This is a genomic window from Agrobacterium tumefaciens (genome assembly GCF_009649785.1).
GTDB lineage: Bacteria > Pseudomonadota > Alphaproteobacteria > Rhizobiales > Rhizobiaceae > Agrobacterium > Agrobacterium tumefaciens.
This window is the reverse complement of sequence record NZ_WJOK01000001.1, coordinates 180183-201998: the sequence shown is the minus strand read 5'-3', so window position 1 is coordinate 201998 and position 21816 is coordinate 180183. Positions and strand designations below refer to the sequence as shown.

The window sequence follows — 21816 nt, the reverse complement described above, 5'->3', positions numbered from 1 at the left end:
CCTCCGGCCAAGTCTTAACTCGATAAGCTGCTGCCGGAAAGGCATACGAGATTAACGATTCTGATGCAGTCTTTCGTTTACCATTAACCAAAAATTAAGCTTTCTGAGAGATTACTATACATGTCCAGTTCTTCTGGGCCTCAGGCATCTTCTCCATACGGCGAATTGGTCTGATTTTTCTCCCTGTTTTACCTTGAGAGCCGCTTTCGCGGCTCTTTTTTTACCGATCACCGGATTTCGTAAAACTGTGGGTATTAACCCTTCTTTAATAATTGCCTTGCGCATTTCAGGTAAAGATACCATCCTGAAAACACTAAAGGCCGGAACAAAATATTACCGGTCGTCGTTGCCTGACAGTGTGGTGCGTGAGCAGGGATTCAAAGAAAATGTCGGAACAGGTTTTAAATACCATTAGCTTTGCGGGTCGCGCGGCTGCTTCCAACCAGTTCAAGACCCTCTATACCGAAGGCATGACCTTGGTTGAGGAAACGGCGAGCTATCTTGATGGAGCCGGTCGTACCGCTTCAAAGGTTCTGCCGCGCATGGCGTCTGTCCTTTACGCGGCAGAATCGATGCGCCTCACCACCCGCCTGATGCAGATGGCGTCCTGGCTGCTTCTGCAGCGCGCCGTCAACAATGGCGAGATGACACGCGATCAGGTTCTCAGCGAAAAAAGCAAGGTGCGGCTCGACAGCTTCAACGTCGATCGCAACGCTCCGGGCTGGAACGACCTGCCTGAGTCCTTCCGTGACCTCATCGAGCGGTCGCTCCGCCTCCAGAACCGCGTTGCCCTTCTCGACCGTGAAATTTACCGCCCGTCCGAAGCCACCAAGGTACCTGACAACGAAAACAGCGTGCAGGCGCAGCTTAACCTTCTGCGCACGGCTTTCTCGATCAACTGAGAAAAGACGACCTTATCCGGACAATTTGAAAAGCAGGCTCATGGGCCTGCTTTTTTGTTTTGGCCTACAATGGGCTCGTTTCACCGGATCGACAGACAACAAAAAAGCCCGGTAAAACCGGGCTTTTTTAAATGATCCGTCCACAAGTGGATTAGAGGCCGAGGCCGCCGAAACGCTTGTTGAACTTGGAAACGCGACCGCCGCGGTCCATAAGCTGCTGGTTGCCGCCCGTCCATGCCGGATGGGACTTGGGGTCGATTTCAAGGTTCATGACTGCGCCTTCCGAACCCCAGGTCGAGCGGGTTTCGTATTCGGTGCCATCGGTCATGACGACCTTGATCGTGTGATAAGCGGGATGGATATCAGCCTTCATGACAATCTTCCTGGTTAAGTGACGTGCGGTCCATTTGCCGCAATTGCGTCAACTGAGCCATTTCAATAAATGAAGCCATAGTCCTGATGGGCTATGGCTTCCCAATTCGATGCGGAGCCTATACATGAAGGTCGCCCAGATAACAAGAGCCTGCTATCCCCTTGTGAAAGGAGATGGCCGCAGGGACTAGAATTTTACCGCGCGCCGGAAATTCACCCGCAAAAGGCCGAAAAACGGCACGGAACGAGGAGTGTAGCGGACGTGGCAGACATTGAAGAGCAGAAAGCGGCTAAACAGAGAAACCTGAAGCCGCTGCTTGGCCTGTTTCCCTATCTCAGGCGGTATCGCGGCCTGATGGCGGCGGCCCTGTTTGCGCTTGTGCTTTCTTCCGCCACGACGCTTGCCTTGCCGCTTGCCGTTCGCCGCATCATCGATCACGGTTTCCAGACGCCGGACGGTGGCATGATCAACAGCTACTTCGCTGTGCTTCTGGCCATTGCCGTCCTTCTCGCTCTCGCCAGCGCCATGCGCTATTATTATGTCATGACCATCGGCGAAAGGGTCGTTGCCGATCTGCGCCGGGATGTCTTTGCTCATCTCACCACGCTGTCGCAGCAGTTTTTCGATGCCAACCGCTCGGGAGAGCTGACCTCGCGGTTGACCGCGGATACCGTACAGATTCGCTCGGCGTTCGGTTCCTCAGCTTCCGTTGCGCTGCGTAACATCATCATGTGTTGCGGCGCGGTGGCGATGATGATCTATACCAGCCCCGGCCTTTCCGGCCTCGCGCTCCTGGCCATCCCGTTCATCGTTTTTCCTTTGATTGCTTTTGGGCGCTCGGTTCGTGCCCGCTCCCGCAATACGCAGGACACATTGGCCAATTCCGCCGCCTATGCCTCGGAAACGATCGGGGCGAGCCGCACCGTGCAGTCCTTTAACGCCGAGGCGCTTGCAAATGCCCGCTACGGCGCCTCCGTAGAAGCGGCCTATCAGGGTGCGCGGGCGGCGATAGGCGCCCGCTCCATCCTCACCGCCGTCGCCATCGCGCTCGTTTTCGGCAGCGTCGTCGGCATTCTCTGGTATGGCGCGCAAAGCGTTTTGTCCGGCGGCATGACAGCGGGTACGCTTGGCCAGTTCGTGCTTTATTCGGTCATCGCGGCAAGCGGCCTGGGCCAGCTCTCCGAAGTCTGGGGTGAACTGGCGCAGGCGGGCGGCGCGGCTGAACGGCTTTCCGAACTGCTGAACGAGCGCTCGCCCGTTGCCGAGCCGTCAGCACCCGTTTCGATGGTTCAGCCGCCGCGCGGCGAAGCGACATTCGAGAATGTCGGTTTCATTTATCCACTCGCAACCGGTGGCCCGATCATCTCCGGCCTCTCCTTCAAGGTCAATGCCGGCGAAACCGTCGCCATCGTCGGCCCTTCCGGGGCGGGAAAAAGCACGGTCTTTTCGCTGCTGATGCGATTCTACGATCCGCAGGAGGGCCGCATCACCATCGATGGCGTCGATATCCGCGATGTTAGCCTTGCCGATCTGCGCGCGCGACTGTCCATTGTTCCACAGGATGTGGCGATCTTTGCCTCCTCCATCCACGATAACATCGCATTCGGTCGTCCGGCTGCGACACGCGAAGAAGTGCGCACGGCCGCTATCGCCGCTCAGGCAGACAGCTTCATCGCCCGGCTGAACGATGGTTATGACACGCAGGTGGGCGAGCGCGGCGTAACGCTTTCCGGCGGTCAACGCCAGCGCATCGCCATTGCCCGCGCCATCCTGCGTAACGCCCCTATCCTGCTTCTTGACGAAGCGACCTCCGCACTGGATGCCGAAAGCGAAACGCTGGTGCAAAAGGCGCTCGATGAGCTGATGAACACCCGCACCACCATCGTCATTGCCCATCGCCTCGCCACTGTGCTGAAGGCTGACCGCATTCTGGTGATGGATGAGGGCCGTATCATCGAGGAAGGCACGCACCAGAGCCTTATCCGCCAGAACGGCCTTTATGCGAGACTTGCCCGGCTGCAATTCCAGACAGGGCCGGACGAACTGCGCGCTCAAGCGTGAGCCGTGTGGGCTTAAGCCATCACGCTACCCCCCGCGACACGGCCCGAAAACAGGCAACCGCCGAGGAATGTGCCCTCCAGCGCATTATATCCGTGCATGCCGCCTCCGCCGAAGCCTGCCACCTCTCCGGCAGCATAAAGGCCCGGAACAGGGTTGCCGGCCGCGTCCAGCACCCTCGCCTCTAGGTCCGTATGCAAACCGCCAAGCGTCTTGCGAGTCAACACATGCAGGCGCACCGCAATCAGCGGCCCTTTTGTCGGGTCTAGCAACCGATGTGGTTTTGCAGTGCGCATCAACCGATCACCAAGATAACGCCGCGCTCCGTGGATCGCCGTAACCTGCGCATCCTTGCTGAAACCGTTTTCGATCTCCCGGTCTCGTGCCTCTATTTGATAGCGGATGTGGTCAATATTCAGCCGATTGTCCCCGTTTATGGTATTCATCGCCGCCACGAGTTCTTCCAGCGTATCACGGACGGCGAAATCCTCGCCGCGTTCCATGAAAGCCTGCACCGGCCCCGGCGGCTCCTTGCCCAACCGTTTAAGCAGTAGCCGCACATCCTTGCCCGTCAGATCCGGATTTTGCTCCGAACCAGAAAGCGCAAATTCCTTCTTGATGATTGCCTTGGTCAGAATGAACCAGCTGTGACCGCTGCCGCGTTCGCCCAGCATCTTAAGCGTGCCGAGTGTATCGAAGCCCGGCATCGCGGGTGCTCCGAGCCGGTTTCCATCCGCATCGCACCAGAAAGACGAGGGGCCGGGCAAAATACGAATGCCATGGTCCGGCCAGATCGGATCGTGATTTTTCACGCCCTCGGTATAATGCCACATACGGTCGCGATTGATGACCGTTCCGCCCGCTGCTTCCGTAATAGCGATCATACGGCCATCCACATGCGCAGGCACGCCACAGACCATGGTCGCGGGGGGCTTGCCCAGCCGCTCCAACGGCCAGTTGCGCCGCACCAGTTCCTGATTGCCGCCGATGCCACCGGAACTGACGATGACCGCCGAGGCCGAAAGGACAAAATCACCCTGCTCTTCCCGGCTGCTTGGTTGCCCGCGCAACACCGGATCCCTGGCAAGAACAACACCGGAAATGCCCGTCACCCTGCCGTCGGTGATATCCAGATGATCGACGCGGTGGCGGAACCGAAAGGTGAGCCGACCGCTTGCCGTCATGATCTTTGCCTTTTCAACGAAAGGCGCCAGCACACCGGGGCCAGTGCCCCAGGTGACATGGAAACGCGGAACGGAATTGCCGTGGCCATGAGCAAGGGCACCGCCACGCTCGGCCCAGCCGACCACGGGAAACCAGCGCATGCCCAGCCGATGCAGCCATTCACGTTTCTCGCCTGCGGCGAAATTGAGATAAGCCTCCGCCCAGCGGCGCGGCCAATGATCTTCCAAGCGATCAAAACCGGCGGAGCCGAACCAGTCCTGCCTTGCAAGATCGAGATTGTCGCGCACCCGCATTCGGCGCTGTTCGGGACTATCAACAAAAAAAAGACCACCCAGCGACCAGAAGGCCTGCCCGCCAAGGTTCTGCTCCCCCTCCTGATCCACAAGGCAAACACTGAAACCGCGCTCAACAGCCTCTGTCGCTGCGACCAGACCGGCAAGCCCCGCGCCGACAACGATCACATCATATCGCTCCATCAGCTCCTCCCAGATGCGACAGAATTACGTTTACGCGAACGTAAATTCACTTGCAGCTCAAGGCAACCGCTATGATACGGCTTAAGGTGTCAGCGCTCGGTGAGCTTCAGTTCGATACGGCGGTTCTGCTGGCGTGCTTCCGGCGTGTCGCCTTCGGCAATCGGCTGATATTCACCGAAACCGGCAGCGACCAGCCGGTTGGCCGAAACACCCTTGGAGATCAGGAACTTCACCACGGAGGTTGCGCGTGCCGAGGAAAGTTCCCAATTGTCACGGAAGCGGCCGGACCCGGAAAGCTGGACATTGTCCGTGTGGCCATCCACGCGCAGAACCCAGTTGATCTCGGTGGGGATTTCCTTGGCAAGATCGATCAGCGCGGCCGCCAGCTTCTCCATCTCCGCCTGCCCTTGCGGATTGAGGTCGTTGCCACCGGATGGAAAGAGCACTTCGGACTGGAAGACAAAGCGGTCGCCGACGATGCGAATGTTTTCGCGATCCGAGAGGATTTCACGCAGACGCCCAAAAAAATCAGAACGATAGCGGTTGAGTTCTTGAACCCGCTGCGCCAGCGCAACATTGAGACGGCGGCCGAGATCGGCGATCTTGACTTGTGATGAGGTATCCTTGGCTTCCGACGCCTGCAGGGCGGCTTCCACCGATGCGATCTGCGCCCTGAGCGCCGCAATCTGCTGGTTGAGCAATTCGATCTGTGCGGAGGCGCGGGAATTGGCCTGTCTTTGGTCATCCAGCTCGCCGGTCAGGCTGCCAATCCGGGCATTGGCGCTTGCATTGTTGCCCGATCCCGCATCGAGAAGCGACTGCAGGCGTGAGCGCTCGCTTTCAGATGCGGCAAGGGTTGATTGCAGGCTCGCCAGCGCGTCCTCGATATCCTGCTTGCTGCCCTTTTCCATGGCCAGAAGTTCGGTCAATTCGGCAATCTGGCTGTTGAGGCGGGTCAACACCTCGTCCTTGCCACTAATTTCCCGCGACAGAACAAATTGCGCCAGCACGAAGACCGTCAGCAGGAACATGATGGCCATGAGCAGCGTCGACAGCGCATCGACGAAACCCGGCCAATAATCCACACCCCTGTCGCGGCGGCGGTTGCGCGCAAGCGCCATGGCTACTCGCTCCCGTTATCGTGCCGGGTGCGTCCGGAGGATTTTGTCTCGCCGTCGATACGTGTCGACAACCGGTCGAGCGTGCGGCGAAGCGATTTCGATTCCTCCTGCTGCGCCTCGATCCAGTCACGCAACATCTGCTGCTCGCTGCGCATGTTCTTGACCAGACCTTGAATGCCTTCAGCAAGACTCGTCATGGCGGCGAGCGAGCGCTCAGTGCTGACCATTGCGCCGGGTTCAGCGTTGAATTCCTTTGGCCCATCCGCCGACGTATCCGTCACCGACGACAGCCAGTTTTCGAGCTGGGTGTAAAAACGGTTCTGGGCACGGCCGGCCTGAAGATCGAGGAAACCGAGGATCAGCGAGCCTGAAAGGCCGAGGAGCGACGAGGAAAACGCCGTTCCCATGCCGGAAAGCGGCGCGGTGAGACCGGACTTGAGCGAGCTTAGAATATCGTTGCTGGTGCCGGCGCTGGGATCGAGCGACTGAATGACATTGCTGATGGCGCCGATGGTGCCGATCAGACCCCAGAAGGTGCCGAGCAGGCCGAGAAACACCAGAAGGCCGACAAGATAACGTGAAGTATCGCGCGATTCATCAAGGCGTGTCGCGATGGAATCGAGAATTGTCCGCTGCGTAACTGCAGAAAGCCGGACTTCGCCACGCTTGCCGATCAACGTGCTCATGGGGGCCAGCAGTTTTGGAGCGCGGCCGACTTTCTCGGCGCTGCCGGCGGCCCGGAATGCGTTAAACCAGCGGACTTCCGAACGCAGGCTCATGGTCTGGGTGAATACCAGAATGATGCCGATGACGAGAACGCCGAGAATGAAGCCGTTCAAGCCCGGATTCGTCATGAAGGCCGTGTGCGCCTGCCGGTAAAGAATGGCCGCCAGAAAGCCGACGAGGATCAGAAACAGAACCATCGTCCACAGAAACGGTGTGGGGCTGGACAGCTTGTGGCTGTATTGCCGTGTGGTCACCGGCTTCTCCACGCCGAGATCGAGCAACTCCGAATCCGCCATAACGTTCGCATTCCCTTCGGTCACGTATCAACCGGACGCTATTTGAAAATTGCGACGATTTGAAGCGAAAAGCCTGTCTTTCGTCACAGGCATTTCACGAAAGCCGGCTTGACCGAAGACCGAAAAAACAAAAACGCCCGGCGATAGTTCGCCGGGCGCCTAAAACCTGGATTAAACGGCAGGTTTTCTGCCGAAATCGATCAACGACCCGGAATCGGACGGTTGGCAACTTCCACAAGTGCCTTGTGGATATATTCGTTTCCGGCAGCAACACTGCCGCTGCCGAAGATATCCGCGCCGCCCTTGGCGTCGGAGGTGAACCCGCCAGCTTCGCGAATCAGCACCAGACCGGCCGCCATATCCCACGGCGAAAGCTCTGCTTCCCAGAAACCGTCGAGGCGACCTGCTGCAACATAGGCAAGGTCGAGTGCTGCAGCACCCATGCGGCGGATGCCGGCTGCTTCACCCATGACATGGCGAAGTTCGACAAGGAATTTGCCGTGATTGCCGCGACCGAGATGCGGCACACCGCAGCCGATGACGCAATCCGTCAAGGCCTTCCGCGCGGCAACGCGGATACGACGATCGTTAAGGAACGCGCCGCCGCCACGCTCGGCGGTGTAGAGTTCGTCGGTCGCGGGATTGAAAATCACGCCGGCTACGACTTCTCCGTTACGCTCGAGCGCGATGGAAACGGCGAAATGCGGAATGCCGTGCAGGAAGTTGGTCGTGCCATCCAGCGGGTCGACGATCCAGCGATGCGCACCATCACTGCCCTTTTCCTCGCCGCCTTCCTCACCCAGAAAATCGTAGGTGGGGCGGGCTTTCATCAGCTCGTCGCGCACGATCTTTTCAGCCTTGAGGTCCGCCTGCGATACGAAATCGCTCGGTCCCTTGACCGAAACCTGAAGGTTCTGCACTTCACCGAAGTCACGCGACAAAGACTTACCCGCCTTGAGGGCGGCCTGAACCATCACATTGAGAAGGGCTGAACGTGCCATCGAATTTGTTTCCTGGAAAGCTTGCGAACCACCCGCAAGCTAGCCGGGCAGGAACGTCATTATTTTCTTGAATTGAAAGTTTGCGGTTCAAGACCACAAAACGCGCGGAAATTCAAGGCAAAAAGCCTGCACATGCACGCTGGCGCCGAACAACCGGCCTTGCATCACATCGGACGGAAACGATTTGCCGCCTCGATAGCCTTTTTCTGCTGCTCGTCGGTGATCCCGAGATAAAAATCCTCGAGAGACGGATCCTTCAGCCCGGCGCGGCGGGAAAGCACGTACCATTTGGCCGCCTCCACCGGATCGGGCCGTGTGCCGAGCGCCTGAATGTAAAGATGCGCCACCTTGTTCTGCGCCACGACATTGCCGCGCTGCGCAGCACCGTAAAGCCAGCGGAAGCCTTCATCCAGATTTCGCTCGCCGCCAAAACCGTTGACCAGCCAGATGCCGAGATCGACCTGCGCGGTATCGTAGCCTGCCTTTGCGGCCCGCGTCAGCCAATCGCGCGCCTTGGCCTTCTTTTCGGCCGGCACATCCTTGACCGAGTGGTAGATCTGCGACACCGCATATTGCGCGTCGGCAATGCCCTGCTCGGCGGACTTTTCATAATACGGCATGGCCATCAGCAATCCCTTTACGCCGGGATTTTCCGAAACCAGTATCTGCCCCCAGTTGAACTGAGCCGAAGCATTGCCGGCTTCCGCCGCACGGTGCATGTAATCGTCGGCCTTCGCCTTGTCGCGGGTAACGAACTTGCCCTCCATCAAAATGAGGGCGAATTTGAACATCGCGACGGGATCGCCACCCTGTGCCGCCTGCTGGTACCAGAAGGCCGCGGTCTTTTCGTCGCGGGCGATGCCGAGACCACGCGACATCATTTCCGCCACCAGCGTCTGGGCGGCCGCATCGCCGTTCTGCGCACGGTTGAGCGCCTTGTCGAGCGCCTGGACATATTCGCCGCGCTGGAAATGCCCATAGGCCTCATCCACCCGGCCCTTGAACTCCTTTTCAGGCGGCAAGGCCGGCAGGTCCGCGCCCATGCGCTGATAGACGTTGACGCCCTGCGACGGTTGCAAGTCCTTCTGCTCTTCGGACTGCACCCTGCCCTGACGGGAAGGCTGCGCCTCATCCTCCAACTGGCGGGAAAGCGCGTTGCTTTCGCTTTGCGGTCCGGATTGGGCAAAAGCAACGCCCGCCGGCGCGCCTAAAGACAGCGCCAGCAGCGAAATAGAAAGGCAGACGTGAACCGAGCGCATCAACATCGCCTGTATCAACCGTCAAACCGTGGCGCTTTTTCGTCAAGCAACGCGTTGATTTCAGAAACGGCCTGGGCAGCACCCGAGGCATTGTCAAAAACGCCGCTGCGCATCGCCACGAATTCCACGCCGGCTTCGGCCACGGCAACCACCGACGAGATATCGGTGCCGCCCATGACGATGGATGGAATCTCGATCATCGATGCCCACCATTCGCCGAGTGCCAGATTTTTGGGATGCGCTTCCGGCTTGATGTCGCCTTCGAGCTTTCCAAAAAACACGTAGTCCGGATTGGACTCACCCATCTCCAGAGCCTTATGCCGATCATCGGCATTGCCACCGCCAACGATCAGCTTCGGCGCGAAATTTTCCACGGCCTCCGCAAGCGCCTCGGCATTGCCCGCCACATGCAGGCCATCCGCCTTCACCCGGCTCGCAACGCGGCTGTCGCCCGCGATAAGGGCAGCGGCACCAGCCTCCTGCACCATCGGCACGATCAATTCGGCGCGTTTCTGGAAAGTGGCGTCATCCAGATCATATTGCGGAATGATGACCGAAGCCACATCGCCGCCTCGCAGTGCTTCTTGCAATTCTGTCGCCTGCTTTTGCGCGTCGTCCAATTGCGGGACGATCAGAACAAGGCGGCAACGGTTATCAACTTTGGTCATCGGTTCGTCCATTTCAGGCAGAAGACACTTTCGGCGTTATCTGCACTCGTTTTGATATGATAAATCCGATAGACCGGACCGGCGAAAGGATCAACCTTCATCCATGCTGACCGATTTTCATTTTTTCCTCGTCGCCATCCCCGCAGTCGTGCTTGTCGGCCTTTCCAAGGGCGGGTTGGGCGGTGCGCTGGCACTGATGGGCGTGCCGCTGATGGCGCTTGCCATCCCGCCCGTGCAGGCGGCGGCAATCTTCTTGCCGATCCTGATCGTGATGGATCTTGTGGCGCTATGGGCCTGGCGGCACCACAACCACCGGCAAACGCTCCTCATCATGCTTCCGGGCGCGATTGCCGGCATTACTCTCGGCTGGGCGACCTCAAGCCTCATCTCGGCAGACGCCATGCGCCTCGTCGTCGCCTCGGTGACGATCCTGTTCGTACTGCGTTATTTCCAGGAGAGCTTCAAAAGCCGCAAAGGGCAGGAGATTCCGGCCAGACCGCAGCGTCCGGTGGCTGCAACACTCTGGTCCAGCCTGTCCGGTTATGCGAGTTTCGTGGCCCATGCGGGTGGCCCACCCTTCCAGATCTATGTTCTGCCGCTGAAGCTCGATCCCAAGACCTATACCGGCATGAGCGTGCGTTTCTTCGCGATCATGAATGCAATCAAGCTCATTCCCTATTTCGCGCTCGGCGCGCTTGATGCCACCAACCTCAAGACATCGGCCAGCCTGTTGCCGGTGGCAATGCTGGCGACGCTTGCCGGCGCAAGGGTGGTGAAATATCTGAAACCATCAGTGTTCTACCCGCTGATGTATACCATGGCGCTGATCGCGGCGCTGAAACTGCTGTGGGACGGGCTGCCTTTCTAGACCCAAGGCGGCCACTAAAAAGCCCTGGCAGCACGCACGTACCGCCAGGGCCGAAAAAGAATCCGTCAGTCCTTCATCGAAGGCTGGGGAATGGCATCAATCAATGCCTTGTGGAGGCGCGAAGCCTCTGTAGTTCATCCTTCAGGCGCAGTTTACGGCGTTTGAGATCGGCGATCTCTCTATCGTCAGAGGACGGGGAAGCAAGAATACTTTCGAGCTCCTCCTCCAGAGCACCGTGTTTCTTTTCGAGCGATGCAATATGAGCCTGAATGGTCATGCGGCACGTCCTTCCATTTTTAAGCCTACCTCCAGCTCTCCATCGCTGGAGTTTCAGGTTTGCGACGACAATGTGACATGGATCGTTGGTCTTGTCGAAGGCGAAATGAAGGCAATAAGTGGGCAATTTGGTCGCAAGGGATAACTTCCCGTTACCGCGATTTGATGATAGAGGCTCGAGAACCGATGACATACGCGCCGGAGGCTCTCCGGCTGGCATAAAATGGGGATGACAAGATGCCCGATCAGGACCAGGCGGACATCAGGCTTACGCTGGCGCGGCTGCGCCAGGAGCATGAGGATTATGACGCTGCGATCAACGCGATGATCCAGACCAACTGCGATGCGCTGAGAATACAACGCATGAAAAAGAAAAAGCTGGCCGTCAAGGACAAGATGACCCAGATCGAAGATCAGGTCATTCCCGATATCATTGCCTAGAGTGGCTTCCGTGCTTCCTGCCGGATGCACGAGAGACGCTCTAATCTATTGAATTTACGCATCGTGCCTTGCAGAAATCAAAATCGATTTTTGCGCCTATGCTGTAAGCCGGAGAAGCGAAGTGACAGCAGAGACACCCCCCGTCGCCATCATCATGGGCAGCCAGTCCGACTGGGAGACCATGAAGAATGCCGCCGATACGCTGGATGCGCTGGACGTGGAATACGAAGCCCGCATCATTTCCGCCCACCGCACGCCTGATCGCCTTTATGATTTTGCCAATGGCGCGAAAGACGAAGGCTTCAAGGTCATCATCGCGGGTGCCGGCGGCGCCGCCCATCTGCCGGGCATGACCGCCGCCATGACCCCGCTGCCGGTTTTCGGCGTCCCGGTACAATCCAAGACGATGTCCGGGCAGGACAGCCTCTATTCCATCGTCCAGATGCCCGCTGGCATTCCCGTCGGAACGCTTGCCATCGGCAAGGCCGGCGCTATCAATGCCGCACTTCTGGCAGCTGCGGTTCTGGCGCTGGGCGACGAGGACCTGGCAGACCGGCTCGATGCATGGCGCGCGCGCCAGTCAGCGGCCGTTGCCGAATATCCCATGGACAGCGCCCAGTGACAGCCTCTAACATGACGATGAATACGAACAATCTCACCATCGGCATCATCGGCGGCGGGCAGCTTGGCCGCATGCTGGCAATGGCCGCCGCACGCCTCAACCACCGCACCATCGTTCTCGAACCGCAAGCCGATTGTCCGGCGGCGCAGGTCTGCAACAGCCAGATCGTCGCGGAATACGGTGACGAGACGGCGCTTGCGGAACTCGCTCGCCTTTGCGATGTCGTGACCTACGAATTCGAGAACGTACCCGTCACCGCAGCCGAGACGCTGAGCGCTTCTGTTCCCGTTTATCCCCCGCCGCAGGCTCTCAGCGCCTCGCAGGATAGGCTGACGGAGAAACGCTTCCTCAACGGTTGCGGCATTCCGACCGCCGATTTCCGCGCCGTGGATAATCAGGAAGAACTGGAGGCGGCATTGGCCGCTTTTGGTGGCAAGGGTGTGCTGAAAACCCGCCGCATGGGCTATGACGGCAAGGGCCAGAGGCTTTTCAAGGGTGGTGAGGACATCGCAGGCGCCTTCGCAACACTCGGTGGCGTGCCGCTCATCCTCGAAAGCTTCGTCGCTTTCGAGCGGGAAATCTCGATCATTGCCGCCCGTTTCAGGGATGGCACCGTTACCTGCTACGATCCGGCCGAAAACATTCATCTGAACGGCATTCTGCATACATCCACGGTGCCGGCAGCACTCTCCGATGCGGCGAAGGCGGTTGCCGTGCAATCGGCGGAAAAGCTTCTGGCTGCGCTCGACTATGTCGGCGTGATCGGCATCGAGTTTTTCGTCCTGACCGATGGTTCGCTCGTTGCCAATGAAATGGCGCCGCGCGTGCACAATACCGGCCACTGGACGGAAGCGGCCTGCGTGGTCTCGCAATTCGAACAGCATATACGAGCCGTCTCCGGTCTTGTCCCCGGCAGCACGGCCCGCCATTCGGATTGCGTCATGACGAACCTCATCGGCGATGACATCAACGATGTGCCAGCATGGCTTTCGAAAAAAGACTGTCTCGTGCATCTTTACGGCAAGACACAAGCACGGCCTGGCCGCAAGATGGGCCATGTGACCGAGCTTTTGCACACAGGAAAAGCCTCAGTCTTTTAAGGCAAAGACGTCTGGAAGTGTTGACAGGCAGGGGTCAAACGGGTATTTGCCTGCCAACCGAAAAGAGCGCGCCCCGTTGCGCGCTTTTGATTGTTTGAATAAGCACGGTAAAAGCCGTGCAAAACTGCGGACCAGTAAAATGAAAATCAAGAATTCGCTTAAAGCGCTTAAGGCCCGTCATCGCGATAACCGCCTGGTTCGCCGCAAGGGCCGCGTCTACATCATCAACAAGCAGAACCCGCGCTTCAAGGCTCGTCAGGGCTGATTGAGTGCCACTGCGGTTCGCGATCACATCGCGGATCACTTTGTTGACAGTGCAGAACTTTGCATTTGATATTGGGCGCAGTCGGGTTAAGCTTTAACCCATGCGCCCAAATCGTTTTTGCACGGCTATCATCGTCGCTCAGGGTTTCCTGCTTTCGGGCCTCCTGCTTTCAGGAATGGCGTCCCTTGGTCATGCGGCAGATGGTCAGCCTCCCGCAGCCCTGGAGGCTGCGCCTTCACCTGCAAAGACAGTTGACAGTCTTTTCGCATCGCTGAAAAAAGAGCGGAATGCGGTCAAGGCGCGCAGCATTGCCAACCAGATCGCTTCCGAATGGAACGATTCCGGCAGCGCGACAATCAATCTCCTGATGCAATGGGCAGGCGAAGCCGCAGACGAGAAGCGCAACGCCGCCGCTTACGATTTTCTCGACCAGGCTATTTTACTCGATCCGGACTACGTGCAGGCGCCCTATCGCCGCGCCATGGTGCATTTTGCGGATGGCGACACCCGAAAGGCGATGGCGGATATCAATCTGACGCTGGAGAAGGAGCCGCGCTATTTTCCGGCATTGGCGAGCCTTGCAAACATCCTCGAAGCCTCAGGCCGTGACGATCTGGCGCTGAAAGCCTGGGAACGCTATCTCGCGCTCTATCCCGCGGACAAGGACGCCCGCAAAGAGGCCGCTGACCTTTCTGAAAAGCTGGCTGGCACTCGCAGCTGAATATCGCAGACGATCCAAACAAAAATCGCCGCAAAAGCGGCGATTTTTCATTGTGGGACCGTCAACCGATCATTCCATGCCAAGCGCAGCCATATAGGTCTGAAGAATGGTTTCTTCCTCGATACGCTCGTTGGCGTCCTTCTTGCGCAGGCGGATGATGGTGCGGATCGCCTTGGTATCGTAGCCACGACCCTTCGCCTCACCCATGACATCCTTGATGTCTCCCTGAATGGCGGCCTTTTCCTCTTCGAGACGCTCGACGCGCTCGATGAATTGACGCAGTTCGGCGGCGGCGACGGTTTCGGTGGTGCTCGTTTCGTCCATCATATCATCCTTCATTGGTAGCAGCTCGGGTGAGCCTTGTTCATTAAATCCAGGCGAAGCCTTCGCCGGTCGCCGCCAGCCGGGCAGCAAAAATTCCGGCCTGTGACCTGCCCACTGACGGGCCTCACGTCAAGTCGTTTCCGTCGATCGGGGGTTATTCCGTTGGCTTGTTCTGCTCAAAGGCAGCTTTCTGGGCGTCGCTCGCCTCCGCCTGATATTTTTCCTTCCACTCCTCATAGGGCATTCCGTAGACGATTTCCCGGGATTGCTCCTTGGTGAGTGCAACGCCGGCCTCGTTAGCGGCATCCCCATACCAGTTGGAAAGGCAATTGCGGCAAAAGCCCGCGAGATTCATCAGGTCGATGTTCTGCACATCGTGACGCTCGCGAAGATGCTCGACGAGACGGCGAAATGCGGCGGCCTCGAATTCAATCTGCTGTTTGTCATTCGGTGTCGTCATGGGGCAGCTCCAGGCTCAGTAGGGGCCGGTGCGAGAGGTGAACAGCTCATATTCATGCAAAATGGGATCGTCGTTCATTGCGGCGAAAATGGGAGCGAGCCGGTCCGACCATTCGGCAATCCCTTCCTCATCCGCGATCAAATCCTGCCGAACTTCAAGAAGCGCATGCGGTATGCCCTTCATCATGCAATGGCGATACATGGTATCGCCCTTCAGCGCCCCGTCATAGGGTTCGTTGTCACCAACGAGAATGTCGCCGGTCGCGCGCAGATGCGCCAGAAGCGGATCGACCGCACGATTATCCGTGTCCCACAGAACCGCCGCATGCCAGGGACGCGGTGTTTCTTTCCAGAACGGCGTGTACGAATGCAGCGACAGAACAAGCGGCGCTTCCCCCGACGACTGCGCTACACCGGTGAGCACGCGATCGACGGCATTGTGATAGGGACGATGAAAAAACTCGATCCGTCTTTGCCATTCATCATCCGAAATCGGGTGGTTGCCGGGGATGATCGCCCCGTCCGAAATCTTCATGATAAGGGTCGGATCGTCCTCGCCGCGATTGGGGTCGATCAGGAGGCGCGAAAATCGTCCAAGCACGGCCGGCACGCCGAGGCGGGCCGCAAGAGAGCGCGTCAGCCCTTCAATGCCAATATCAAATGCGATGTGACGATGAAAAGCGGTTTGCGGAAGGCCAAGTTTGCCGTAGTGTGCCGGCAGGAGGTTCATGGCATGGTCCGCCAGAAGAACCATGCCTTTGTCATAATCGCCTTCTATGATTTCATAGGGTATGAAGTCGTTCATCGATAATTTTCTGGGGCAGGATTGAGGAGAAAAGCTTGATGGCATGGCTTGAGGCCGGGCGCAAGTTTCGGCGACAGAACAGCCATCTACCTTATCGCACTCACGATCCCACGAACAATATAATCGATTAAACTCGCGTTGACTTTCTTTGGCGGCCACGCCAAGAAGTGTGTTCATTATAACCATGGAATCCGGATGGAAGCCGTGACTCAGTCATCTCTCGCTCTTCCTCGCCACTTTCGGCATCTTGCCCGTCTTTTCTCCGCAGCGGCATTGTTTCTGACCCCGTTTGTCTTCGTGGAGGCCGCGCATGCGGATTTCCGCGTCTGCAACAGCACGCAAAACCTCGTGGGGGTCGCAATCGGCTACCGGGCGCAGGACGGCTGGGTCAGTGAAGGTTGGTGGCAGGTCCCCTCCTCTACCTGCGCAACGCTGATAGAGGGTGAGTTGCAGTCGCGTTATTATTATCTTTATGCCGAGGACGCCGCTCACGGCGGCCGCTGGACCGGTGACGTCAACATGTGCGTGGCGGAAAACGAGTTCAAAATCGCCGGCGTAGACGATTGTTATGCCCGCAGCTTCCAGAGAATGGGTTTCAAGGAATATGACACGGGCAGACAGGGCAGCTGGATGGTCCAGCTTTCCGATACGCCAGGCACACAGGGAAATCAAAACTGATGAAGCGTAACCGCAAAGTCAAAATTCTTGCAACTCTCGGCCCCGCCTCTTCCGACGAGGCAATGATCGAAAAGCTGCATCTGGCCGGCGCCGATCTCTTCCGCATCAACATGAGCCATGCGAGCCACGACGTGATGCGGACGCTGATTGAGCGTATTCGCTCCGTCGAAAGCCGTAACGGCCGTCCCATCGGCATTCTGGCCGACTTGCAGGGTCCCAAGCTGCGCGTCGGTAAATTTGCCGAGACCAAGGTTGATCTCGTTCCCGGCCAGACGTTTACGCTGGACAATAACGATACGCCCGGCGACAACACCCGCGTTTTCCTGCCGCATCCTGAAATTCTCGAAGCGGTCAAGCCTGGCCACCGCCTGCTGATCGATGACGGCAAGCTGCATCTGCGCGCTGAGAAGAGCGACGGCAAGAGCATCGTCACCACTGTTGTTTCGGGCACCCGGATTTCCGACCGCAAGGGCATTAGCCTGCCCGACACCCTGCTCGGCGTCGGCGTTCTGACCGACAAGGACCGCGTCGACCTCGACGCCGTTCTTGCAACCAACGAAGTGGACTGGGTTGCCCTTTCCTTCGTTCAGCGCCCGGAAGACCTGGCCGAAGTGCGCAAGATTTCGCGCGGTCGCGTTGGCCTGATGTCCAAGATCGAGAAGCCGCAGGCTATTGAGCGCATCGAAGAAATCATCGAGCTTTCCGACGCATTGATGGTCGCACGCGGCGATCTCGGCGTGGAAATGCCGCTGGAAGCAGTTCCGGGCATCCAGAAACAGCTGACCCGCGCCTGCCGTCGTGCCGGCAAGCCGGTTGTCGTTGCCACACAGATGCTGGAATCGATGATCACAGCTCCGGTTCCGACCCGTGCGGAAGTTTCGGACGTTGCGACTGCCGTATTCGAAGGCGCCGACGCCATCATGCTCTCGGCCGAGTCCGCTTCCGGCGATTATCCGATCGAAGCCGTATCGACCATGGCATCCATCGCCAGCACGGTGGAACAGGACCCCTATTATTCCAACATCATCTACGCGCAGCGCCCACAGCCGGAAGCGACGGGTGCAGACGCCATTTCGCTTGCTGCCCGCCAGATTGCCGAAACGTTGAAGCTCGCCGCGATCGTCACCTACACCTCGTCCGGCACAACGGGTCTGCGCGCCGCGCGCGAGCGGCCACAGGTTCCGATCATTGCGCTTTCGCCGATCATCCAGACCGCACGCCGCCTGTCGGTCGTCTGGGGCCTGCATTGCGTGGTTACCGGTGACGCCAGCGATCTGGACGATATGGTGAACCGCGCTTGTCGCATCGTCGTGTCCGAAGGTTTCGGCAAGCCGGGCGACCGCATCATCATCTCCGCCGGCGTGCCGCTCGGCACCCCGGGCGCGACCAACATGGTGCGCATCGCCTATATCGGTTCGGACGGCCAGAGCGGCGTCTGATATCGCGATATCAAGCATAATAAAAAACCCGCCGTCACCGGCGGGTTTTTTGTTGGCCTTTCGGCCGCATTGCAGAAAGCGGGGCTCAGTGCATCTTCACCGGCGTGCTGAAACGGCTGGACTCGATCGCCGCTGCACCGGGCTTGAAGCTAGCCGATGTGGCGGAAGCCGACATGTCGTGGCTGAGCATACGGTTGGCGACGACGCGCGGCGCCTTCACCGAACGGCCGGTCGAGCCCTTGTTCTGGTTGAGCGCCCAGTCAGAGATCAGATCCTGCGTCAGACGACCACCGCCGACCATGGCCTGATGGGAAACGGCGGCATCCTGCCTGCTCGGGCGTGAGCCCTTGGTCGGTAAGCCGGCCGTCAGCCCACCATTGATGGAGGGTTTCAGATCAAAGGCGTCACCGAAACCTGCCTCTGGCTCAGCCTTAGCCGTTTCGGCGGGCGCGACTGTAACCTTGTGGTTGACGGCAGCCGGGAACGGCGCGGCTGTCGGCACGGTAGCGGAATTGATCTGCGAACGGGCGGCCTGACCGCTCTGTTCCAGAGCAGCAACCACAGTCGGCGAAAGCGTATCTTTCCGCTCTTCGGCGAGATCTTCGTCGCCTTCCGGATCAGCATTGGCCTGTGCCAGCAGGGCTTCCGCCACAGCCGGACGATTGGCCGGCACCGGAATAGACGCAAGTTCGCCCGTCGCTGCGGGTGTCGCACCATCTGCGGATGCGGTCAGGATCGATCCTTCAGCGTCGCCACGCATGCCACGCGGCCCAAGAAGCGTCGGCACAGGCACGGATACCTCAGCCAGATCGGCAAACTGCTGACGCTCGGCCGGAGCAGAGGTTGGCGTCGGTGTTGTCGCAGCCTGGAGTGCATCCTGCGCCGCATTACGGGCTGGAGAATAAAGCGCGGTGGCAAGGCCCGTATTGGCCGGAGGCTGGTTGCCGAAAGCTGGACGTGCAATGGGCAGCGGCGCAGTGCTCACACCGGGAAGCGGTTGGGCGGAAGCAACGGCGATCGTCGGTTCTGGCTCAGGTGCAGCAGGCGGTGGCGTTGCAGGGCGAGCGACAGCCGGACGTTCTGCGGGCTGCGGCGTAGCGATGCTATCGGGATCTTCATCCTCGTCGCCTCCGCCAAAGAGCGCCTGCAACAGTGTCTTGCGCTTGCCGCCACCACCGGAGGACGCAGGGCCGGCACCGGCGCTGGAAGCAACCTGAATGGAAGAGGAATTGACGCGCTTCTTGTAGTCAGCCAAGGCTTGTTCATAACCGGGAAGCGGATTGCCATCGGAAGGAACGTGCAGCGTATTGCCCTTGGGGAAGATACGCACGAGTTCCTGACGGCTCATGCGCGGCCAGGCACGAACGCCGCCGACATCCATGTGCACGAAGGGAGAACCCGAGGTCGGGTAGAAACCTACGCCGCCAATCTGCATCTGCATGCCGATTTCGCGCAGTGTGGAAAGCTTCACGCCCGGAATGTAGAAATCCATTGCCTTGCCGAGCATATGCTGGCTTTTTTCCGCCACGCCCTTGGTGCGCGTGCGCAGGAGGCCGTTAGTCTCAGGCGAACGGAAGGCCGACACAACGTTGATGTAATCGGTCGCGCCACTGCGGCGGTAGACTTCCCAGACAAGATCGAAAAGACGCGGATCCATCCGCGTCGGCTGGTTACGACGCCAGTCACGCAAAAAGCGGTTCAGCTCCTGCAGACCCTTCTGGTCGTATTTTCCGTTGCGCTTGAAGGTTATGACCGCCTTCTCGCGTGTATGGATATAATACAGTTTGAGACTGCGCGTTTCGGCGAAAGCTTCCGTCGCCGAGACACCTGCGAATGGCATTGCGGCGAGCATCAAGCAGGCAAAAGTGACAGCGCGTGCCGACAGCTTCGTGCATATATCCTTGATCAAGCCGCGCGCGATCTTGGTCGACAGCGCGATATTTCGATGCAGATATGGCAATTCGATCCCCGCCTGGAAGACAATTTCTGTCACATTGCCTCAAATGAACGTCAAATACGGTGACACGATGGCAAAATTGCCACACAGATGCAACCTTCCTCTATATAGTGAATCAGCCACTAACAAGAGGTTTATAGACGGTAAGCGGATATCCTTGCTCAGAAGTTAACGAATCTTGCTATCTGCCGTCGAACAGGCGGTTTGTGCAATCAGGCCGCATCCCGCAACGGATCGTCCGGATCAATGCCATAGTCCTTCAGCTTGCGATAAAGCGTCGAGCGGCCGATACCAAGTTTCCTTGCGACCTGACTCATCTGCCCGCGATAAAAACGAAGGGCAAAACGGATAAGCTCCTCTTCGATCTCGGCCAGCTTCCTGATATTGCCTGAGTCGTCCATGCTGGAGATCAGGTTTCCTCCCCGGTATATCGTGGTGGAAATATCTGACGCCTCATCCAGAATGGCGTGACTTTCGGCGACCGGCGGCGGCGGAGAATAGGCGGCGAGTTTCAGCGACGATCCAGACGGCGACCGGATCGACTCACCCGCATCGTCCCCACCTGCGAATTCTGGCAATTGCAGCGCGATTTGCGGAAAATCGGAATCAGCCAGTTCCTCGCCCTGCGACAGCACGACGGCGCGGAAGACCGCATTTTCAAGCTGGCGGATATTGCCCGGCCAGTCATAGGCCGTTAGCAGTGCCAGCGCGCTAGCATCGAGGCCGACGGGATTTGGCAATTTCTGTTCCACCGAAAAACGCTCCGCGAACACCCGTGCCAGATGGGGAATATCCTCCTTGCGCCGGCGCAACGCCGGAATGGTGATAGGAAAGACGTTGAGGCGATAATACAGGTCCTCGCGGAAGCGGCCTTCCTTCACCTCTTCGATGAGATTCTTGTTGGTGGCGGAAATCAGGCGGACATTCACCTTCTGCACACGCGCGGAACCGACAGTTTCGATTTCGCCCTGCTGAACCGCCCGCAGTAGCTTTACCTGCACGTCGAGCGGCAGATCACCGATTTCATCGAGGAACAGCGTTCCGCCATCGGCTTCCATGAACTTGCCAACGTGTTTTTCCGTGGCTCCGGTAAAAGCGCCCTTCTCGTGACCGAAAAGAATACTCTCCACCAGATTGTGCGGGATAGCGCCGCAATTGACGGTGATGAATGGTTTGTTCGCCCTGTCGCCAGCCGACTGGATTGCACGGGCGACCATTTCCTTGCCGACGCCGGATTCGCCTTCCAGTACCACGGGAATGCTGGACTGGGCGGCGCGCTGCGCCAGTTCTATCACCCTCAGCATGGCCGGGCTTGCGGAAACGATATCAGTAAAATTCACGGCATTGCTCCGTCCGCGCCTGCCCGTGCGGGCCTTTGCCTCTCTCCTGTCGAGCTTGAGGGCATTGGAGATGGCGGCGCCGATCCGTTCCGGCGAGACCGGCTTGACGACGAAATCGAAGGCGCCGGCGCGCATGGCCTGCACGACGGTATCGATGCCGCCCTGCCCCGTCTGGACGATGACCGGGACGTCGGTGCCGAGTTCGCCAACGGCTTTCAGGAAGGCGAGGCCATCCATTTCCGGCATCATCAGGTCGAGGACGACAACATTGATCTCGCCGCTATATTGCTTGAGCAGCTCCAGCCCCGCCCTGCCGTTTTCTGCAAGCAAGGCCAGATGCCCATAACGTTCCACCGCATTTTTGAGCAGGCGGCGCTGGACGGGATCATCGTCTATCACGAGAACATGCGCGGTCATTTTTGGCTCCGGTTTCCGGTTTATGGACCTGCGTCATGC

The 21816-nt window shown here is 58.7% G+C and carries 23 protein-coding genes; 10 read left to right on the top strand and 13 right to left on the bottom strand.

Features of this window, described 5'->3' with window-relative positions:
- Window positions 1-386: 386 nt before the first annotated feature.
- On the top strand, window positions 387-902 hold the full coding sequence (gene rcdA, locus GH784_RS00885) for a protease adaptor protein RcdA (RefSeq protein ID WP_003511419.1): 516 nt from the start codon (window positions 387-389) through the stop codon (window positions 900-902).
- Between the two features lie 151 nt (window positions 903-1053).
- Here the strand turns inward: rcdA and rpmE are convergent, their stop codons facing one another.
- Window positions 1054-1275 (bottom strand): 50S ribosomal protein L31, encoded by a 222-nt coding sequence (rpmE, locus tag GH784_RS00880; protein ID WP_003506183.1) that lies wholly within the window; start codon window positions 1273-1275, stop codon window positions 1054-1056.
- 261 nt (window positions 1276-1536) lie between these two features.
- On the opposite strand from rpmE, the gene GH784_RS00875 reads away from it, so the two are divergent.
- On the top strand, window positions 1537-3336 hold the full coding sequence (locus tag GH784_RS00875; RefSeq protein WP_065704434.1) for an ABC transporter transmembrane domain-containing protein: 1800 nt from the start codon (window positions 1537-1539) through the stop codon (window positions 3334-3336).
- Window positions 3337-3347: 11 nt separating this feature from the next.
- Here the strand turns inward: GH784_RS00875 and GH784_RS00870 are convergent, their stop codons facing one another.
- From GH784_RS00870 to GH784_RS00845, 6 genes are all read right to left on the bottom strand, one after another.
- A complete protein-coding gene (locus GH784_RS00870; RefSeq protein ID WP_065704436.1) occupies window positions 3348-4994 on the bottom strand; it encodes an FAD-binding dehydrogenase in 1647 nt (548 codons plus the stop codon).
- A gap of 89 nt (window positions 4995-5083) precedes the next feature.
- Complete coding sequence (locus GH784_RS00865; protein ID WP_035199659.1) at window positions 5084-6115, bottom strand: peptidoglycan -binding protein; 1032 nt, start codon at window positions 6113-6115, stop codon at window positions 5084-5086.
- Between the two features lie 2 nt (window positions 6116-6117).
- Entirely contained in the window at window positions 6118-7137 is a 1020-nt protein-coding gene (locus GH784_RS00860) for a hypothetical protein (RefSeq protein WP_035199661.1), read from the bottom strand.
- 200 nt (window positions 7138-7337) lie between these two features.
- Window positions 7338-8138, bottom strand: coding sequence for an inositol monophosphatase family protein (locus GH784_RS00855; protein ID WP_003511424.1), 801 nt, complete (start codon window positions 8136-8138; stop codon window positions 7338-7340).
- A gap of 164 nt (window positions 8139-8302) precedes the next feature.
- Window positions 8303-9403, bottom strand: a complete 1101-nt coding sequence (locus tag GH784_RS00850) for a tetratricopeptide repeat protein (protein WP_019564913.1) — start codon at window positions 9401-9403, stop codon at window positions 8303-8305.
- 8 nt (window positions 9404-9411) lie between these two features.
- On the bottom strand, window positions 9412-10065 hold the full coding sequence (locus tag GH784_RS00845) for a thiamine phosphate synthase (RefSeq protein WP_003511427.1): 654 nt from the start codon (window positions 10063-10065) through the stop codon (window positions 9412-9414).
- A gap of 103 nt (window positions 10066-10168) precedes the next feature.
- On the opposite strand from GH784_RS00845, the gene GH784_RS00840 reads away from it, so the two are divergent.
- Window positions 10169-10933 carry a sulfite exporter TauE/SafE family protein gene (locus GH784_RS00840; RefSeq protein ID WP_003511429.1) on the top strand — a complete coding sequence of 255 codons (765 nt, stop codon included), beginning with the start codon at window positions 10169-10171 and terminating at the stop codon, window positions 10931-10933.
- 100 nt (window positions 10934-11033) lie between these two features.
- Here the strand turns inward: GH784_RS00840 and GH784_RS00835 are convergent, their stop codons facing one another.
- The gene (locus GH784_RS00835) at window positions 11034-11210 is read right to left on the bottom strand and encodes a YdcH family protein (RefSeq protein WP_003511430.1); all 177 of its coding nucleotides are present in this window, start codon (window positions 11208-11210) and stop codon (window positions 11034-11036) included.
- Window positions 11211-11446: 236 nt separating this feature from the next.
- On the opposite strand from GH784_RS00835, the gene GH784_RS00830 reads away from it, so the two are divergent.
- The 5 genes from GH784_RS00830 to GH784_RS00810 all read left to right on the top strand — a co-directional run bounded on the left by GH784_RS00830 (window position 11447) and on the right by GH784_RS00810 (window position 14358).
- Window positions 11447-11650 (top strand): YdcH family protein, encoded by a 204-nt coding sequence (locus tag GH784_RS00830; protein WP_003511431.1) that lies wholly within the window; start codon window positions 11447-11449, stop codon window positions 11648-11650.
- Between the two features lie 154 nt (window positions 11651-11804).
- The gene (gene purE / locus GH784_RS00825) at window positions 11805-12272 is read left to right on the top strand and encodes a 5-(carboxyamino)imidazole ribonucleotide mutase (protein WP_034501985.1); all 468 of its coding nucleotides are present in this window, start codon (window positions 11805-11807) and stop codon (window positions 12270-12272) included.
- 11 nt (window positions 12273-12283) lie between these two features.
- Window positions 12284-13372 (top strand): 5-(carboxyamino)imidazole ribonucleotide synthase, encoded by a 1089-nt coding sequence (locus tag GH784_RS00820; RefSeq protein ID WP_035199671.1) that lies wholly within the window; start codon window positions 12284-12286, stop codon window positions 13370-13372.
- Window positions 13373-13511: 139 nt separating this feature from the next.
- Window positions 13512-13637, top strand: coding sequence for a type B 50S ribosomal protein L36 (gene ykgO, locus GH784_RS00815; protein ID WP_003497670.1), 126 nt, complete (start codon window positions 13512-13514; stop codon window positions 13635-13637).
- A gap of 100 nt (window positions 13638-13737) precedes the next feature.
- Window positions 13738-14358 (top strand): tetratricopeptide repeat protein, encoded by a 621-nt coding sequence (locus tag GH784_RS00810; RefSeq protein ID WP_003511434.1) that lies wholly within the window; start codon window positions 13738-13740, stop codon window positions 14356-14358.
- A 69-nt stretch (window positions 14359-14427) separates the two neighbouring features.
- On the opposite strand, the gene GH784_RS00805 is transcribed toward GH784_RS00810, so the two are convergent.
- The 3 genes from GH784_RS00805 to GH784_RS00795 all read right to left on the bottom strand — a co-directional run bounded on the left by GH784_RS00805 (window position 14428) and on the right by GH784_RS00795 (window position 15946).
- A complete protein-coding gene (locus tag GH784_RS00805; protein WP_006314683.1) occupies window positions 14428-14685 on the bottom strand; it encodes a DUF2312 domain-containing protein in 258 nt (85 codons plus the stop codon).
- 151 nt (window positions 14686-14836) lie between these two features.
- Window positions 14837-15142 (bottom strand): DUF1244 domain-containing protein, encoded by a 306-nt coding sequence (locus GH784_RS00800; RefSeq protein ID WP_035199673.1) that lies wholly within the window; start codon window positions 15140-15142, stop codon window positions 14837-14839.
- A gap of 15 nt (window positions 15143-15157) precedes the next feature.
- Window positions 15158-15946, bottom strand: a complete 789-nt coding sequence (locus GH784_RS00795) for an N-formylglutamate amidohydrolase (RefSeq protein WP_035199675.1) — start codon at window positions 15944-15946, stop codon at window positions 15158-15160.
- Between the two features lie 273 nt (window positions 15947-16219).
- Here GH784_RS00795 and GH784_RS00790 point away from each other — a divergent pair, with 273 nt between their 5' ends.
- Window positions 16220-16624: a DUF1036 domain-containing protein gene (locus GH784_RS00790; protein WP_370647635.1), complete on the top strand. Its 405-nt coding sequence runs from the start codon at window positions 16220-16222 to the stop codon at window positions 16622-16624.
- Window positions 16624-18063: a pyruvate kinase gene (pyk, locus tag GH784_RS00785; RefSeq protein WP_003511440.1), complete on the top strand. Its 1440-nt coding sequence runs from the start codon at window positions 16624-16626 to the stop codon at window positions 18061-18063. The genes GH784_RS00790 and pyk overlap by 1 nt, the downstream gene beginning before the upstream one ends.
- 85 nt (window positions 18064-18148) lie before the next feature.
- Here pyk and GH784_RS00780 read toward each other — a convergent pair whose 3' ends face one another.
- Both GH784_RS00780 and GH784_RS00775 read right to left on the bottom strand, forming a co-directional pair.
- Entirely contained in the window at window positions 18149-20056 is a 1908-nt protein-coding gene (locus GH784_RS00780) for a DUF882 domain-containing protein (RefSeq protein WP_003511441.1), read from the bottom strand.
- 176 nt (window positions 20057-20232) lie between these two features.
- Window positions 20233-21777, bottom strand: a complete 1545-nt coding sequence (locus tag GH784_RS00775) for a sigma-54-dependent transcriptional regulator (protein WP_035199677.1) — start codon at window positions 21775-21777, stop codon at window positions 20233-20235.
- Between the last annotated feature and the right edge of the window lie 39 nt (window positions 21778-21816).